Raw genomic sequence first — 17017 nt, forward strand, 5'->3', positions numbered from 1 at the left:
GCGAGAGGTGCGAGGTTTACTTTCACTTTTGCCTTGATTACGGACAGAGTGAGGAACAACGCGCTTACCCTTGATTTTTACGGGTTGCCCACGCTTAGGTTGGCTGGCGGAATTATTTTTTTTGGGTTGACTTGTCATAGCAGTATTTCAGTATTGAGGTTTGATTTAAATCAGTGAACAGCCCGATGATATTCATTTAATGAACCATTACAAATCAGTAATAATTGCCAGATGCAGCTTCTGACTATTTTTCCAGAGGGAGTTTTTGTAATAGTTCGGTTAAACGGGGGTAATCAGTAAGATATAAATAGCCAACTAGGGTTTCTAGACTAGTTGCCTGTTGATAAATTTCGGGATTGAGTCGTTTATGACGACAATGGGCAGAGTTACGACCTCTGCGGACAATTTCTAATTCGTTACTCCTCAAGTAAGGAGTTAACATTCGCAAATGTATCGCTTGTGTTTCTGCTCTTACCTGATCCACTACGGAACGATGGTAGTTTTCCAGTCGTTGTTGTGGCCACAGAAAAAACATTCTAACATATAATTCATAAATTGCATCCCCCAAATAAGCTAAAGCGGAAGGAGATATCTGTTTTATTTGATCTGGGGATATTTGCTGGGGCAGTTGGGTCGCATTTACCAACCATGGGTTAATGTCTGATGAATCCTGCGCGGTAGTTTCATCTTCTTCATGTTGGGCTGTTTCCTCCTTCGACTTCACAGATTAATCATTCCTTAAAAAAGCACTACATCGGGAGATAATTTTTGTCAACATTATTTTGATTGTCAAAGCAATGTTCGCATACTGAGCATATTATAAATTAGTAACGATCGCCAAAATTTACTGGTATTGTTTTCTCGTCCTATCAACTAATTTGATGGGCTGTCATAGTGTAGCGTCACGTAAACCAGATGATTTACGTTTATTCACAGTTAGTATTTTCCACTAGGATCGTGTTGCTATCAAAATTTCATAATTTCTATTTATTATAGAATAATATAGAACTCCTATTTGATTTTTGATAGCTTGCGTGGCGTAGCCATACAAGAATTAGTAGGTATCAATTCTGTCTTTCTTCCTGTGTTCCCTGTTCCCTGTTCCCTGTTCCCTGACCACACAAGTAAATTCACAGAATCAAACCGGATTCCTATATGTTTCCTTTAATATCATATCTGCCCAATCACTTACGATCTAGTTGATCATTGTATTGCCTTTTCCCAATTACCAGTTACCCATTACCAGCCTCAACAGATATGATCAGTGTTCAACCGGACATGATATAAGTCGGAAATTCCAGGTTTATGGAGATTGGTTTGAGGAACAAAATCTGCTCCTGCCAATGTTAGGTTTCACTCCGTTCTACCCAACCTACAATTTTTTGACAATTCTACATGAAATTAAGTGTTTTTACTTGATTACCACACTCAAAGATAGATTTTTGCTCTGTCAAAATTAAGCTATCCTTTAACATCGGATAGCCTAATTTAGATTTTCCACCCAAATAATCAAGATGCCTTGAGATTTGCTAAGGCCTCCTCAACTGACACTTGTAGGGAAAGAAACTTTTCTAAACGAACAAGCTTAACGGTTTGGGTGACGCGGGCATTAGTGACAATTTGGAAAGTGCCTTTACTTTCAGGTTCAGGTTTAGCCAGCTTGGCCAGTTGTACCAGCGCACCTAATCCAGAACTATCTACAAAGTCTATTTGTGAAAGATCCAAAATGATGTTTTTTGGACCTTCTTCAATTTTACTGCTGAGTGTCTTCCGAAATGTTGGCTCAGAGAAAGCGTCTAATAAGCCTGTGAGGCGGAATAGCTGACAGTTATCCCGGACTTCGCGTGTACCTCTGAGGCTCACGGTTAGATTTAGTGGTTCAGCTATAATTTCCTCCTCGTTCTTTTTACTAAAAGTAAACGTTCTAGTATAGATGGTTTGTGGGCAATTTGTCCATGACTAAAAATTTGAGATTTGAGATTTGAGATTTGAGATTGTTTTGGGTTTACGTTTTAGCACTGCTGGCATAAATCCAAGGTGTCAATGCGTAACTACTGGCCCTTGTGGTTTAATCCGGGGGTTAAATCTCAAATCGGCAATCCAAAATCTAAAATTTATTGACGTGCTGCTTGCATTTCTAGCACAAACTGTTCAAACAGGTAATCAGCATCATGGGGTCCAGGACTGGCCTCTGGATGATACTGAACAGAAAACACAGGTAGAGATTTGTGTCGCACTCCTGCTACGGTTAAATCGTTGAGGTTTAAATGGCTGACTTCAACCGTTGTAGTTGGTAGGGAGTCTGGGTCAAGGGCAAAACTGTGATTTTGGCTGGTAATTTCTACTCGCTTTTGCAGTCCCGCTGGTTGATTTAAACCCCGATGTCCAAATTTTAGTTTAAAGGTTTCTGCTCCGAGCGCGTGACCTAAAATTTGGTGTCCCATACAAATGCCAAACATGGGTTTTTGGCTGTCTAGTAAGGCTTTGGTGGTGTTGATACCTTCTGTGACTGCGGCAGGGTCTCCAGGTCCGTTAGAGAGAAAAATACCATCTGGATTGTATTTGAGAATTTCTTCTGGTTGTGTATCGGCAGGAACAACTATAATACGACAACCATAACTGGCTAAACGCCGCAAGATATTCCGCTTGATTCCAAAGTCTAAGGCCACAACGGTGTAGGTTTCGCTAATTTTAGCTACGGCTTCGGGGTTAAATTCCCAAGGGGCTGTTGTGGTTTCTTGCCATTCATAAACGGCTTTCGTAGTTACTTTTTTGACTAAGTTTAAACCTGTCATGTTGGGAGCAGCTTGTACCATTTCTAACAATTCTGTTTCATCGAGAATTGCTGTGGAAATACCACCATTCATTGCTCCACACATCCGAATTTTCCGAGTTAGCGATCGGGTATCTATGCCATAAATGCCCGGTATTTGGTGGTTTTGCAGGTATTTGGGTAGGGATTGGGTGGAACGCCAGTTACTTGGTTTGTGACAAATATTCCGGGCGATCGCTCCCTGAACATGAGGTTTGTTAGACTCTTCATCTTCGGAATTAATACCAGTGTTACCTAATTCTGGATAAGTAAAAATAACGATTTGTCCACAGTAACTAGGATCGGTTAACACTTCTTGATATCCGGTCATACCAGTGTTAAATACGATTTCTCCAATGGCGGTCCCCGTAGCACCGAAGGACCAACCGCGATAAGTGGAGCCGTCTGCTAAGACCAATAGCGCCGGAATTGTTTCAGATAGAGGCATAGATAATTGGATAATGGGTAAAAGTTTTTTTGAATTTTGAATTGATTTCTTTTCCAGTCTCTCACTGCGACTGTTTATTATCCCATGAGTTCGGGGTTTTAGATTTTCAGTCAGAATTAATTAAAAATTGCAATGATTAAACGGCCAAGCATTTTTAATTTGGTGGCGGGGTTAAACTTGGTAAGAGCAGCCAGGGCGGTTAAAATATTCATTATGCTTAAATACTCTTTGTCTCGTCTAGCCCTCATTTCTGGTTCGGTTAGTTTAGCGTTTCTAACTGCTGCTTGTAATCAAGATCAGCAGAAAATAACCACGGATGAATCTAAGCCATCTTTGGCTACTGGGAGTTTGGCCGCAATTCATTCTCCTAGTCAATTTAAACAACCGTTGGTCAGTCCAACATCAAACCCATTAGAATCTTCTCCAACTCAATTAAGCACTTTGGAAATGGCTCTCGATAAAGCTGCTGGTGCTAAAAGTATCAGCCAATCTGCTGTATCTGTGGATGATTGGAATTTGGTGGTAAGTCTGTTTCAAGATGCGATCGCTCTCATGCAAAAGATTAAGCGTAATAGTAGCAATTTCGCCTTTGCTCAAAGCCAAATTGTTGAGTATCGTCGTGAAATTGCTTATGCTCGTCAACAAGCTAAACCGACAAATTTAACATCTTCCCTTACCCAGCCACAACCAGTGATCATTGATGTTCCCAAACCACAAACTCCTCTTGAAAGCTCAGAACCCCTATTATTACCTACTTCTGCCCCATTAGCAATGCTCCCTCGCAAAAATGAGGTATTTATTGTCCCAATTAAGCGGCGAATGGGTGGTACACCAATTATTGAAGTTACTTTCAATGGTACACAACAATTTGAAATGATTGTAGATACAGGTGCAAGTGGGACAGTAATTACTCAGAAGATAGCAGCGGCTTTAGGTGTAGTACCAACCGGGAAAGCTAAAGCTAATACCGCTAGTGCTAAAGCTGTGGAATTTCCCATTGGCTACCTTGATTCCATGGAAGTCGAGGGTATGAGGGTAAATAAAGTTTCAGTAGCGATCGCTGGTACGGAATTAGAAATAGGACTTTTAGGACATGACTTTTTCGGTAATTACGATGTAACTATCAAACGTCATGTTGTAGAATTTCGTCCCCAAACCCACTCAGAAGCTAACCCCCCAGGAATTGAATTAACTGTTCCAACTTTGTCCAGGGACTACCGCTTTGTAAAATTTCCTTAGCTAGAGTCACCCCCTGAGCATGATTTAACCAGGGAACAACCCCGGCTACTTGCAATGCTAAAGCAGCATTTAACGCTACTATATCTTGTTGTGGTTGCGTTCCTTTTCCCTGCAAAACTTCTTTGAGAATTACAGCATTTTCTTGTGCATTACCACCCTTAACAGCGGTAATGTCAGCAGCTTTGACATTTATCTCCTGGGGATTAACAGTAGTTAAGGATACTTGACCATCCTTCAAGATCGCCAAATCAGTAATATCACCCAAACCAGCCTCGTCTAATTTTTCTCTACCATGTAAAACAATAGCCGTTTGTGTCCCCAGGAGATGCAAAGCTTCAGCCATAGTAGCTATGAGTTTCGGATCAAACACACCAATCACCTGACCAGTAGGATTTAGTGGATTTACTAAAGGACCAAGTAAATTAAATACAGTTCTTACCTTGAGATTTCGCCGTAAAGGGGCTACTGCTTTTAGTGCTGGGTGCCACCCCGGTGCAAATAAAAAGGTAATTCCCACCTCTTCGACTGCTGCTTGGACTTTTTCACTGGTAGCAGTCAAATTAACTCCCAATGCTTCTAAAACATCAGCGCTTCCCGTGAGACTAGAAGCAGAACGACTACCATGTTTAGCCACCCGTACACCAGCAGCAGCGACCACAAAAGCCACAGCAGTGGAAATATTAAATGTAGAAGCGCCGTCACCACCAGTACCACAAGTATCAATTAATGGCAGAAATTGGCTCTGGTCGCTTTTATTGATAGCCACGGAAGATAGAGATTTTAAAACCTCTCCCATGCCTGTTAATTCTTCAGCACAAACACCTTTAAAATTTAAAGCCATTAAAATCGCCCCGGATAATTCTGGGGGAATAGCTTCCTTTATCCACCCTTGCATTAATTCTGCTGCTTGGGTGCGGGATAATGATTGACCTTCTAATAATTGTTTGAGTAAGTTAGACCAAATAGTAAAATCCATGGTTCAGGTTTTTAATGATGTTGAATGTGATTTTACCGAAAAATGGCTTTTTTTGCACGCAGAGCCGCAGAGCCGCAGAGAAAGAGCGCAAAGATGAGGTTTAAGCAATCAGTTGAGATTTTCCTACGTTTTGATTGATTTCATAGTTACTAATAAATAGTTCTTTGCCTTTTTCGGCCTTTTTTTGTTTATAGTTATTCATGCCATATTGTAGTTCCCATTCAATGATATTTGCCCATTTAAAGTTTTTTCTTATTTCTGGACAATCATCATAGGTAATTAACCATTTGTGAGGACATTGTTTTAAATTTGCAGCAAATCTTTGATGATCAAATCCTGTATGTAAATCGCCTTTTTTACCATATAATTTAGATTTCTCCGCTTGGAAATAAGGAGGATCTAAAAATATGAATACATCTTTCCCTGGTTCATTTATAAGATAAGTATAATCTAAATTGGTGATTTTGATATCTGGTGTTAATATGTTTTCTAATTTTTCCAATCGCTCTATTGATGAATTGGTAAATCTTTTGTGGAAAGATTCTAAAGAAAATCCTCCTGATTCTATAGTTCCTGAAAATGTAATTCTATTCAGAACAAAAAAGCGCGTTGCTCTTTCTAAATCTGATAATGTGTTAACATCTACACGGGCTAGTTTAGCAAAGAGTAATTTTCCGTCTTGGTAATTTTCTTTTACTTGACGAATTTGAGAAACTAATTTAGATAAATCAGATTGTACCAAATGCCAAAATCGCCATAATTCCGGGTTTAAATCGTTAATTGCAATGTTTAAATCAGGATATTTTTGTTTGAGAGCGATAAATACAGAACCACCACCAACAAAAGGTTCTCTAAATTCGGAAAACTTACCTGGTAAATGTGCAGTAATTGTTTTAATTGCTCTAGATTTTCCACCAGGATAACGGAGAGGACTTTTGATATTCATTGTGTTTAAATCTTAAAAAGTGATAATATAAATTATACACTCTCTTGTTATATCAGCTTATGAACCGTTCAACACCCTATCAACCCTTAATATTAAGAATTTTGCATGGTATCAGCGGAACTTTAGTAATTGGTGCAATTATCAGCGGGTTTCTAATTTACAACACTTTTGACAAAAGATTTGGATCTATCCCCATTCCTAAAATTAATCCTATTCAGGATATTCATGGCACATTAGCACTATTTTTCTTGATTTTACTGCCATTTTTCGCCATTTATAGTTTTCATGCCGGTAAAAGACGCTTATTACAACCAGACTCTATCCAAAATCTCACTCAAATTGGTAGACCAATTTGGTGGGTAAGTCTACAACGTTTAGCAAATACTAAAATGTTAATTGCTGCGGTTTTAGCAGTAGTCTCTGGTAGAATGATGCAAGAAGAATGGCTACCCACAGGAGAATTTGATCATATTTGGTATTCTCTTCATTTAATAGCTTGGTTAATCATGATTTGTTGTTTAGCAATTCATGTTTTGATGTCAGCTAAAGTTGGTGGTGTGCCATTATTACTGTCAATAATATCATGGAAATTCCGCCCGGAAGATAGTCCAGGGAATTGGTATGGTCGTTTGCGTAGTTGGTTGGGTAATTTTTCTGATCATATTCAGGAAGAAATTAATCAGTTTATGGGCGGTAGTTTATTATTGAAAATAATTGAGGTGATTGTTTTGTTAGGAATTATTACCGCGTTTATTTTACCAGTGTTTTTCTCAAGTGAAAAATAAAGTCTATTTTTATCTAGGTTTTAGATACAGCAGTTATCCGTTTATGAAGTACAGATATTAATAATAAAACTCTTGTGGTGCGGGCATCTTGCCCGCATCAAGTGTACCTCACTCAAACTGAATTTGCTGTAAGTAACGAAAAGTAAAATTGCCCAAAACCTATTCCCTATTCCCTGTTCCCTGTTCCCTGTTCCCTGTTCCCTGACCACACAAGTAAATTCACAGAATCAAACCAGATTCCTATAGCGGTCAAGTAAAGCTTGTGCATATTTGTGGTGTTCTGCCACTAATTTAGGAGGAGATAATACTTGGGCTTTATCCATATAACGATAAACCCAGCGACTAAATTCATTTAAAGACCGACTTGGTAAATCTACAGCATATTCTATATAAGAATATTGCCCATTTTCAATATATCTAGCGGTAATTCTTTGGCGAGGATGACGACGTTCTCCTTCTAAAATAAATGCTGATACTGGAGGATAAAAACGGACTTTTACCTCAATAAATTTGAGGTTTCCTGCTAATTCAGCTTTTTGAGGTTCTGGGTCGCCTAAATTTAAACCCCAGCCATTTTCTAGTAGTTTATATGCTGTAACTAAACTTTCTCTTTGTTTTTCTAAACCCCGTGGTGGTATTTTCACAAGATCACAACGACTATTCAAGCGGTTAACACGCCCCATAACTAAATGTCCATTTTCACAAAGTTCATAAAGTAAATACCAAGCAATATCATGATATATTAACTGTAAAGGAAATACTTGAAACCGCCCGGTATGACCAGAACCATATAAATCTTTGGTACGAGAAATTTCAATAGCTTGTCCCTGAATAATAGCTTGTTCTAATAATGGTAATTGATGAAATAATGTATCGCGGTTTTCTCCCTGAGTCGCCATTTCTTCGGGGTCGGTATGAATAATAGCCCGGTTGAGATGTTGACGAGTCGGATAAAAAAGTTCTCCTTCCAGGGACTTATCTAAACCTCGTAATCTTTTACTAAGACTTTCATAAATGCGTCTAGCTTGGGCATCACCCTGATATTGTGCTTGAGATGCTAAAGCGTTAAATGCTACTTTTAATTCTGTTATGGAAAGCGCACCCGTTCCTAAATAATATCCCCAGCGATACATTCGTTGGTCAAGAATAGCATAACGTCTGAGGGTTTCTAAATCTTTGCGGAGGGTGGAAAGGGCTGGATATTCTGGGGGTAATTCTATGTTTAATTCTACTGCTAACTTTTGCAGATATGCTTTTACAGAACTAATTGCATCATGATTTTCATTGTTACTAGAGTCGAAAAAATCAGGACTACCGACACCGGGATATTTTAATAATGTAGCAATTAACAGCAGCAAACGTTCAAAAGCCAAACGTTCTGTATAGGAATGGGTAGGTTTTTTAGACATGGTAAATCACTGGCAGAAATTTATAGTACATTAATATCCGTGTAAAAAGAAAATATTTAAACTATTGGTAGAAATTAGCTGTAACTGTTGTCAACATTGCGTTAGGTAAGATAACTATCATAATTTAGTTTATAGTCTTTTTCTGGCTTTTTGCTAATTCTGCGGTTATGGTAATCAACAGGATCTTGAAGTTAGCCTTTTTACACTATGTATGTTTCTCGACGCTCTGCTACACTCAGAAATGTTTCTATATCTACTGTGAATGGTGGTATTACTTTAGTGATTTTGTTGATTGCACCTTTGGGTTTAGCGGCAGTTATTATTAATACTTTATTGGTAACAGTAGCTACTTATATAGTTGCTAGTGCAGCAGATAGAGTAATTTTGTGGTTAGAACCGGAACAAAATGCAGAATTAACCTCTTCTGGAACAGGTGAATATCGTTCTGCTAAAAAATCTCATTTACAACGTTGGTGGCGTTAATAATTGATAATTCCATGCAGACCCTTTATGTTTCTGAACAGAATTGTTATGTCTGTTTACAGAAAGAAACTTTATTACTTAAACAAGGGGATACTGTTTATATTGAAGTACAGTTACCTTTGTTAGAACAAATTTTGATTTTTGGTCAATCGCAAATCACAACCCAAGTGATTCGTGCTTGTTTATGGCGGGATATTCCCATTGCTTATTTATCAAAAATGGGTTACTGCTATGGCAGAATTTTACCCATTTCTAGGGGATACCGCCAATTATCCCGTTATCAACAACAATTATCCCCTATAGACAGGTTAATTACTGCTAGGGAACTTGTTAAAGGTAAGTTAAAAAATAGCAGAGTGCTATTAAGAAGACAGCAGAAAAAACGAGAATCAGAACTTATACAACGGGTTTTAGAAAGTTTAGATTATTTAGCTGCACAAGCGGCCACAGCAGATAATTTAGAACGGTTAATGGGCTTTGAAGGTGCGGGTGCGGCTCAATATTTCTCGGCTTTTGGTGAATGTCTGACTAATTCTGATTTTGTGTTTTCTGGTCGTAGTCGTCGCCCACCAGGAAACCCTGTCAATGCTATGTTAAGTTTTGGGTATCAAGTGCTGTGGAATCATCTTTTAGCATTAATTGAAATTCAAGGATTAGACCCCTATTATGCTTGTTTACATCAGGGTCATGATGGTCATGCGGCTTTGGCTTCTGATTTAATTGAGGAGTTCCGCGCTCCTTTGGTAGACTCTCTGGTAATGTGGTTAATTAATCGCAAAATTATGGATGTTAAGGCAGATTTTGAGTTTAAAAATGGGGGATGTTATTTGAATAATTTGGGTAGAAAAAAGTTTTTACGGGGGTTTTTGCAAAGAATGACAGAGGAAATTAAAACTGATCAGGAAATCAAGCAACCAAAGTGGGATTTATTAACTCAACAAGTCAAGGCTTTTAAACAGTTTGTTTATAATCCCAGTCACCATTATCAATGTTATCGAATTGATTGATTTTTTCGGATATTTGTGTTATGTTTTTGTATGTGATTTCCTACGATGTTCCTGATGATAAACGCCGAAAAAAGATAGCTGATTTATTAGAGGGTTATGGTCAGCGGGTGCAGTATTCTGTATTTGAATGTCAGTTAAGTAGGGAAAAGTACAATGATTTCCGTCGTCGGTTAAGGAAGATTGTCAAGTTAGAGGAGGATAATGTCAGGTTTTACCCTTTGTCTCGACATACTCTTTCCCAGGTGGAAACTTGGGGGGTGGGTGTGCCTGTGATTGAGCCTCCGGGTTCAATTATTGTGTAAGTAGATTGGCGTTAAAAATTGTCGTTATGACAAGGGAACAGGGAACAGGGAACTGGGAACAGGGAAGAGGTTTTAAGCAACTTTACCTTTCGTTACTTATGTCGGTTTTTTTCCGTTCACCTACTTAGTTTTTCCGAAGGTCAGGTAAAATGGCTGTAATGTTGATTTTTTGGTTGGGAACTTCGGTCGCTTGCTGGGTAGGGGTTTTGGGGGGTTTTTTCCGCTGTCGGTTGGTGGTTTTAACACTTTTTTTCCTGACCTTCGGAAACTGTCTCTGGACACCTTGCTGGGTAAGGGTTTAAAATTGAGGGGTCCCCACTCGCTGGGGACATTAATTGAATGGAAACGTAGTCCGTCCGAAAGGAAACGTAAAACTTACATTCGCCTTGTCCCCACTCGCTGGGGACATTAATTGAATGGAAACTCTATTCTGAGATGTCAAGTGTTTTTGCAAAATTTTCGTCCCCACTCGCTGGGGACATTAATTGAATGGAAACTTTTTGTGTACCACAATTGAATTGCAGTCATTTTCTACGTCCCCACTCGCTGGGGACATTAATTGAATGGAAACGCGCTTTAATCAATGCCTTAATTAATTCGATCATTTGGTCCCCACTCGCTGGGGACATTAATTGAATGGAAACCATATTCCTAGATATTGGCGTTGAAACTCTTTTAGCTTGTCCCCACTCGCTGGGGACATTAATTGAATGGAAACTATTAACCGTGATATAGGTCTTTGAACACTAAGTAAAGTCCCCACTCGCTGGGGACATTAATTGAATGGAAACAAATATCATCAAGTGAATCCGTCAACGCCTTGTTTGTCCCCACTCGCTGGGGACATTAATTGAATGGAAACCGTATCTTCCGGACGCACCTGCAATATCATGCCCGTGGTCCCCACTCGCTGGGGACATTAATTGAATGGAAACTACTCAGCAGCCTTTTTCAAAGCTACTTCAACTTCTGGTCCCCACTCGCTGGGGACATTAATTGAATGGAAACTCGTTTTCCAAACGAGGTCGCCATAATGAAATTGAACGTCCCCACTCGCTGGGGACATTAATTGAATGGAAACGCAAATTGATTTTGAGCGTAGTAAATTTTAGTCATTTAAATCTGTCCCCACTCGCTGGGGACATTAATTGAATGGAAACAACGCTCATCAGCAGTATATATAAATACATAATAAAATATGTACTGATATTTTGAGAATCAGTACATTTTAACTATCAATCAATGTTTGGTAAGGGAAATGCTGTAACTTGATAGCAGCATAAACAAGAACCAATGTCAAAGAAAATAAAATATTTTTAATAAAATCCTCAAAGTCAGGAAAAGCGTACAGAGTAAGGGTTAGAGCAAATATTACAAAAATCTTGAGATATTTTAGATTCCTAGACAAACACTGAATCGCGCTCTTATAATTCATCTATAAGCTAAACAGGGGATCTACCGATGACAGAAGAATATTGGCGGGCTAAGATTTGGGGGTTACTACATGACCCTGTATTAAAGGCGTTACATAACAATAGCGGACGGGGTAAAAGTAGCTTCTATGAACAACTAGAAGTAATGAAAGCTTGGGTTGAGACAGGTAAAACCCCAGATCAATCAGGTGGTAAAGTTTTAAAAAATATCCTCTTAGCGGATTATATAGCCTCAGCCAGTGACAGGTCAGCCCTGGGTAGCGTCACAGCCAGTATCAATTATGCCCCAGGTAAAAACCCAGAAAGGGGATTAGAAATCACCCATTTATTATCTGGTGCAAAACAGGAATTTAAAATCAAACTTCATACAGAACTTATAGAATCAAAACGACAAGAATATTTACAAAAAAAAGAAGAAGAACTATTAGCAGAAATAGACAATCATTTAAGAACCGATATTAAAAACATCAAACATTTATTTTGGTGGTTATGGCGTTGTTTACCCCAAGCAACCTGTGATTTATTTGATAAAGATAATTCATTAATGTTAATGCCGGCAGAAACTCGTTTACCCGATGCTTCTATTTGGAGTCATTTGAGTATGACATCAGCTTTAGCCGGTGCATTAGCAGGATATGATTTAACAGCAGACCAAATACAACGTTGGCAAGGAAATGATGAATTATCTCATCCTTATTTAGCAGTATTTAGTTTTAGTCCAGTACAGGAACTAATTAAATCTAGTCGCAAAATGCGAGATTTTTGGGCAGGTTCTTGGTTATTACATTATCTATCAGCTAAAGTTTGTTGGAAACTAGCCAATCAATATGGACCAGACACTTTACTTTATCCTAGTTTATATCAACAACCATTAATAGATCATTGGTTATTACAAGAAATTGAAAAGTTGAAACAAGAGGAAAAAATTGATTTTGATTTTTCCGAATGGGTAAAACAACCATCATCAAAATCATTATTAACTGCTGGTTTTCCTAATGTAATAGTATTGGTATTACCAGAAGGCAAAGTACAAGCGGCCATGCAAACAGCCCAACAAACCTTGTTAAAAGAATGGTTAAAAGTGGGGGATTTAGTATTAAAAGAATTGCAAAATGAACGTCATTGGATGAGACAATTAAAACCAGATCATAATAGTTGGCAAGGTTGGTTAAAATCCCAATGGCAAGTTTACTGGACAGCATTACCCATAGGTAAAGGTAAACAATTCAAAACTGCTGCTATTCCTGAAAACGTTGATGATCAATTACAAAATTGGCTAAATCAACAAAATCAAGCCTATAATGTCAGTGAAAAGCAAAAGTTATTTCAATCACAAGAACTAAAATTTTTACGGGACGCTTATGATAAACGGTTAGAAGAACAACATAGAAAATTTAGCGTTAACGTTGGTTCATGGTGGGGTTATATTTTCGACGCAACCCGCGCTAGTTTAGCAGCAGTTAAAAATGCTAGAAATTGGGAACTTCCCACAGCCTTTGGACCACGTTCAACAATTTCTGGTATTGGTCCAGTTGTCAGTCCTGGCAATAAAGATAAAGATAAAAAAGACTGGATAACAGAAGGTGATACTAAGGAATCATGGGAAAAACATGATGCAGGTTTTTTTGATGGTACAGAACAATTAAACGCTACGGAAGTTGTAAAACGTTGTTTGCATGAAATTTTGCCTGATTTATTAGGCATAAAAAAAGAAGATATTGCAGCATCTTATCCAGATTTAACTTCTGGAGTTGCTGGATATTTAAGAGTTAATCAAACAAAACAACAAGAAAATTTTGATTATGCTTGTGAAGCAATAATCAAGGCATTTCCCAGTACCAAAACAATAATTGACCAAATGTACAAAAAATGGGGTATTCCTTGGATAGATAGTTCAGAGTCTCAAAAATATCATTGTCGCTTGTTAAATGCCGGCTGGTTAGTGGAGGATTTACAAACTCCAGAATTAAACATATTACAAAGACAATTGGAGAAAGCTAAGGAAGAAAATAAGGAGGTAATTAGAAAACAAATCATTGCCAAAAAACGTGATGATCGTAAAGATATTCAAAAGATAATTACCGAATACTATCCTAAGAATAATCCATCAGATTGGTATGTATTAGCAGCAGGTGATGGTGATAGTATGAGTGAATGGTTAAAGGGAATAAAACTCAAAAATTACGGTGATTATATACCATCAGAATTATCAGTTAATTTAGAGAGTTTTCCAGAGTTTTTAGCCATTCAAAAACGCATGGGACCTAGTACCCACAGTGCATTAAGTCGCGCGTTATTAGATTTTTCCAATCAATTAGTTCCCTATTTGACACAAAACCGTTATGCAGGTAGATTAATTTATGGTGGAGGTGATGATGTTTTAGCTTATACCAATCTCTGGGAATGGGATAAATGGTTATGGGATATCCGTCAATGTTTTAAAGGTGCAAAAGACCCCCGTGAAGAAAAAGAGTTTAGTAATGATGGTGATTATTGGAAATATTTAAAAGATGATGGTGAAAAAGTTGGTTTAGTTGACCGTCCATTATTTACAATGGGAAGTGAGGCTACAATTAGTTTTGGTATCATAATTGCCCATCATTCTGTACCCTTAGCAATAGCTTTAGAAAGCCTGTGGGAAGCGGAAGACGCAGCGAAAAAACACGAATATCATCATAGTTGCCTTGTACCAACCGAAAAACATGGAGAAAAAGCCTGTTTTAATAAAAAAGACGCTGTACAAGTGCGGGTAATCTACGGAAACGGAAATACCTTAAAATCCACTGCTAAATTCGATGTTTTTTCTGAATGGCAGCAATTAATCACAAATGATTTAGAAAGTTCCATATTTGAACAGGCTGCCAGTTTATGGAGTCAACACCCCGCACCGAGTTTAGAAGCTATTGTACCTTGGACAAAGGCATTTTGCGATCGCCGAGATCAATTCCAAAATGATAAAAATTCCACCTTAAAAACAAAGTTTCAAAAACAGTTAGCGGACTTTTTCACAGCGTTGTTTATTACTACCGAAACCAAACAACTAGATAATGAAATTCAAAGTTGGTTAAAACTAGCGGCATTTGTCAAACGTAACCGTGATATAAAAGTAAGAGGTGAGAATTAATGTATTGGTACAAACTCACACCATTAGACATATTAATGTTAAGAGATGCTAAACCATTTTCACCACAAGAAAGGGCATGGGCTGGTAGTATATTTCCTCCTAATGGTCATACTATAGCTGGTGCATTTAGGGGAATATTGGGGGAAAGGAAAGACTTTAAAATTGTCGGTCCATTCCTTTGTTATCAAAACACAGAAAATACCCTATATCTTCCCCGTCCTTTAGGTTTTGTGAAATCTGTACCCCTTGTCCCTTTAACTTGGGAAACCAAATCTCATATACATAATGCTTTATGGGATAAAACTCAACCTTGTCCATTAGTTAAACCTCATAATAGTAAAGATGATGATGATGATGATTTGGTTAAAGGCAATGGAGTAGAAACAAAATTCAGACAATATTTACCATCCTCTGTTGTTAAGAAATATTTAAAAACGGGGAAAATAGATAAAAATGATTGGAACATAATTAAAGACAGTCATGAGGATAAACCTTGGGAAGAAGAAACCCGTTCTCATAATAGCATTGAACCCGGAACAAAACAAGTTAAAGATGCTGATGGTTACTTTGTAGAAAAGGCCATTCGTTTACATCAAAATTGGAGTTTTGCCATAGGCATTAATCACGAAATTACAACACCTGCGACAATCAGATTAGGAGGAGAAGGACACAGAGTTATAGTAGAATCTTGTCCAGAATTAGGGGAACAATGGCAAGAATTAAAAACTATTTCAGATGGTAATTTTCAAGCTAATACTAAACAAGCTGATACTAAAGATGATAGCAAATCAATAGCTTATTTAGTTACTCCTGGAGTTTTTGAAAGACCACATAAATATAATCCTGAACAAAGAGTAAATTTATGTCGTCCTTATCCCTGGGAATGGAAACTCAAAGACGGTATTTTTGTGAGTATGTCCACAGATAAAGCAGTACCAATTAGTTGTAGAATTAGGGGGAAAGAAGACAATACAAAAAGCATTACAAAAAGCATTCCTGCACCCCAGGTTTTTGCAGCACCACCAGGGACATTGTACTATTTGGAAAAACCTCAAGGATTGTTTCAGGATAATGAAAGTTTAGCAAATGAGCAAAAAAATCGTGTAAACAATTGGCGACAATTGGGTTATTCGGAAATGTTGTGGATTAAATATCAAAAAATAGGAGAAAAATAAAATGGTTGATTTTAGAGTTGGTTATATGTACAGTCTTGCACCTATTCATTGTGGGGGTGAAGGAGACTTAGGTAACATCTTAGAAATTGCCCGTGAAGTACATACAAATTTTCCTTATGTACCCGGATCTTCTTTACGTGGTAGCCTGAGAGATGAAGTAAAAATATTAGATGAAATAGCAGCAGAAACTCTATTTGGCAAAGAATTAGATAAACAAGGTCAAATGGGAGTTCATCAAGTTTGGTTTGGAGATGCAAGATTGCTATGGATTCCTATGCGAACCATGTCAGTTAATAATAGAGATGTTTTTATTTGGGTTAGCTGTCACTCATTAATTCGTGATCATGCCCTAATTTCACGTCAAAAAGCGGCAATATTTCCTAATCATGCTGTGGGTAATCGTGCAGGAGTTTATTCTGTCGCTGATGCTCAAATCCAAGTTGCATTGTTATCAGATGAGCAAAAACAAGCTATTTCTTTAACAGGATGGCCAGATTCATTAAAGAATGCTGTTAAACCTACTTGGGACAGTAATTTAATTGTTTTACCTGATGCTGATTTTCAAGTATTAATGGAACATTCCCTCTGGACACAAGTTCGTAACAAAATTCAGGATCATAAAGAAGGGGTAAATCCAGAAGGTTCTGCTGAGATTTTTTGGACAGATATTTGTATTCCCAGGGACACTATTTTTTATTATCCTTGGGGTTATAGTTTACTCAAAGATAATCCCATAACAGAAAAACAACACAACTTACTAATTAGTATTTTGCAAGAGTTATTTCAAGTAGGTGGACAAGCCAATGTAGGACGGGGTTGGGTTCAAGGTTGGACAAATAATCTTACAGCACCCATTAAAGACACGGTTACAGCCTAAA

General features: G+C 37.9%; 16 protein-coding genes and 1 CRISPR repeat array. Of the genes, 8 read left to right on the forward strand and 8 right to left on the reverse strand.

What is annotated here, in order from left to right:
• Positions 1-244: 244 nt before the first annotated feature.
• From ACIR310F_RS0109715 to carA, 4 genes are all read right to left on the reverse strand, one after another.
• Positions 245-724, reverse strand: a complete 480-nt coding sequence (locus ACIR310F_RS0109715) for a Mini-ribonuclease 3 (protein ID WP_028083670.1) — start codon at positions 722-724, stop codon at positions 245-247.
• A gap of 287 nt (positions 725-1011) precedes the next feature.
• A complete protein-coding gene (locus tag ACIR310F_RS27310) occupies positions 1012-1134 on the reverse strand; it encodes a hypothetical protein (protein WP_269208351.1) in 123 nt (40 codons plus the stop codon).
• A 375-nt stretch (positions 1135-1509) separates the two neighbouring features.
• On the reverse strand, positions 1510-1863 hold the full coding sequence (locus tag ACIR310F_RS0109720) for an STAS domain-containing protein (protein ID WP_035367838.1): 354 nt from the start codon (positions 1861-1863) through the stop codon (positions 1510-1512).
• A gap of 251 nt (positions 1864-2114) precedes the next feature.
• On the reverse strand, positions 2115-3260 hold the full coding sequence (gene carA / locus ACIR310F_RS0109725) for a glutamine-hydrolyzing carbamoyl-phosphate synthase small subunit (protein ID WP_028083672.1): 1146 nt from the start codon (positions 3258-3260) through the stop codon (positions 2115-2117).
• Between the two features lie 213 nt (positions 3261-3473).
• Here carA and ACIR310F_RS0109730 point away from each other — a divergent pair, with 213 nt between their 5' ends.
• Positions 3474-4499 (forward strand): retropepsin-like aspartic protease family protein, encoded by a 1026-nt coding sequence (locus ACIR310F_RS0109730; RefSeq protein ID WP_028083673.1) that lies wholly within the window; start codon positions 3474-3476, stop codon positions 4497-4499.
• Here ACIR310F_RS0109730 and trpD read toward each other — a convergent pair.
• Positions 4429-5475 (reverse strand): anthranilate phosphoribosyltransferase, encoded by a 1047-nt coding sequence (trpD, locus tag ACIR310F_RS0109735; RefSeq protein ID WP_028083674.1) that lies wholly within the window; start codon positions 5473-5475, stop codon positions 4429-4431. The two genes, ACIR310F_RS0109730 and trpD, sit on opposite strands and share 71 nt — an antisense overlap.
• Before the next feature lie 100 nt (positions 5476-5575).
• Positions 5576-6421 carry a DNA adenine methylase gene (locus tag ACIR310F_RS0109745; RefSeq protein WP_028083675.1) on the reverse strand — a complete coding sequence of 282 codons (846 nt, stop codon included), beginning with the start codon at positions 6419-6421 and terminating at the stop codon, positions 5576-5578.
• 59 nt (positions 6422-6480) lie between these two features.
• Here ACIR310F_RS0109745 and ACIR310F_RS0109750 point away from each other — a divergent pair, with 59 nt between their 5' ends.
• A complete protein-coding gene (locus ACIR310F_RS0109750) occupies positions 6481-7206 on the forward strand; it encodes a cytochrome b/b6 domain-containing protein (RefSeq protein ID WP_028083676.1) in 726 nt (241 codons plus the stop codon).
• 41 nt (positions 7207-7247) lie between these two features.
• Here ACIR310F_RS0109750 and ACIR310F_RS26145 read toward each other — a convergent pair whose 3' ends face one another.
• Positions 7248-7415, reverse strand: coding sequence for a hypothetical protein (locus tag ACIR310F_RS26145; RefSeq protein WP_196803193.1), 168 nt, complete (start codon positions 7413-7415; stop codon positions 7248-7250).
• Positions 7416-7433: 18 nt separating this feature from the next.
• Entirely contained in the window at positions 7434-8615 is a 1182-nt protein-coding gene (locus tag ACIR310F_RS0109755; RefSeq protein ID WP_028083677.1) for a helix-turn-helix transcriptional regulator, read from the reverse strand.
• A gap of 207 nt (positions 8616-8822) precedes the next feature.
• On the opposite strand from ACIR310F_RS0109755, the gene csx18 reads away from it, so the two are divergent.
• From csx18 to cmr4, 6 genes are all read left to right on the forward strand, one after another.
• Positions 8823-9098 carry a CRISPR-associated protein Csx18 gene (gene csx18 / locus ACIR310F_RS0109760; protein WP_028083678.1) on the forward strand — a complete coding sequence of 92 codons (276 nt, stop codon included), beginning with the start codon at positions 8823-8825 and terminating at the stop codon, positions 9096-9098.
• Between the two features lie 14 nt (positions 9099-9112).
• Complete coding sequence (gene cas1, locus ACIR310F_RS0109765; RefSeq protein WP_028083679.1) at positions 9113-10105, forward strand: CRISPR-associated endonuclease Cas1; 993 nt, start codon at positions 9113-9115, stop codon at positions 10103-10105.
• Positions 10106-10125: 20 nt separating this feature from the next.
• Positions 10126-10407 (forward strand): CRISPR-associated endonuclease Cas2, encoded by a 282-nt coding sequence (gene cas2 / locus ACIR310F_RS0109770; protein WP_028083680.1) that lies wholly within the window; start codon positions 10126-10128, stop codon positions 10405-10407.
• Between the two features lie 311 nt (positions 10408-10718).
• Positions 10719-11567: direct repeats of the CRISPR family, unit length 36 nt; unit sequence GTCCCCACTCGCTGGGGACATTAATTGAATGGAAAC.
• Between the two features lie 301 nt (positions 11568-11868).
• The gene (gene cas10 / locus ACIR310F_RS0109775; RefSeq protein WP_028083681.1) at positions 11869-14964 is read left to right on the forward strand and encodes a type III-B CRISPR-associated protein Cas10/Cmr2; all 3096 of its coding nucleotides are present in this window, start codon (positions 11869-11871) and stop codon (positions 14962-14964) included.
• Entirely contained in the window at positions 14964-16139 is a 1176-nt protein-coding gene (locus tag ACIR310F_RS0109780; protein WP_028083682.1) for a type III-B CRISPR module-associated Cmr3 family protein, read from the forward strand. The genes cas10 and ACIR310F_RS0109780 overlap by 1 nt, the downstream gene beginning before the upstream one ends.
• A 1-nt stretch (position 16140) precedes the next feature.
• Positions 16141-17016 carry a type III-B CRISPR module RAMP protein Cmr4 gene (gene cmr4 / locus ACIR310F_RS0109785; RefSeq protein WP_028083683.1) on the forward strand — a complete coding sequence of 292 codons (876 nt, stop codon included), beginning with the start codon at positions 16141-16143 and terminating at the stop codon, positions 17014-17016.
• The last annotated feature ends 1 nt before the right edge of the window (position 17017 follow it).

Origin of the sequence: Dolichospermum circinale AWQC310F, assembly GCF_000426925.1 — a bacterium.
GTDB classification, from domain to species: domain Bacteria; phylum Cyanobacteriota; class Cyanobacteriia; order Cyanobacteriales; family Nostocaceae; genus Dolichospermum; species Dolichospermum circinale.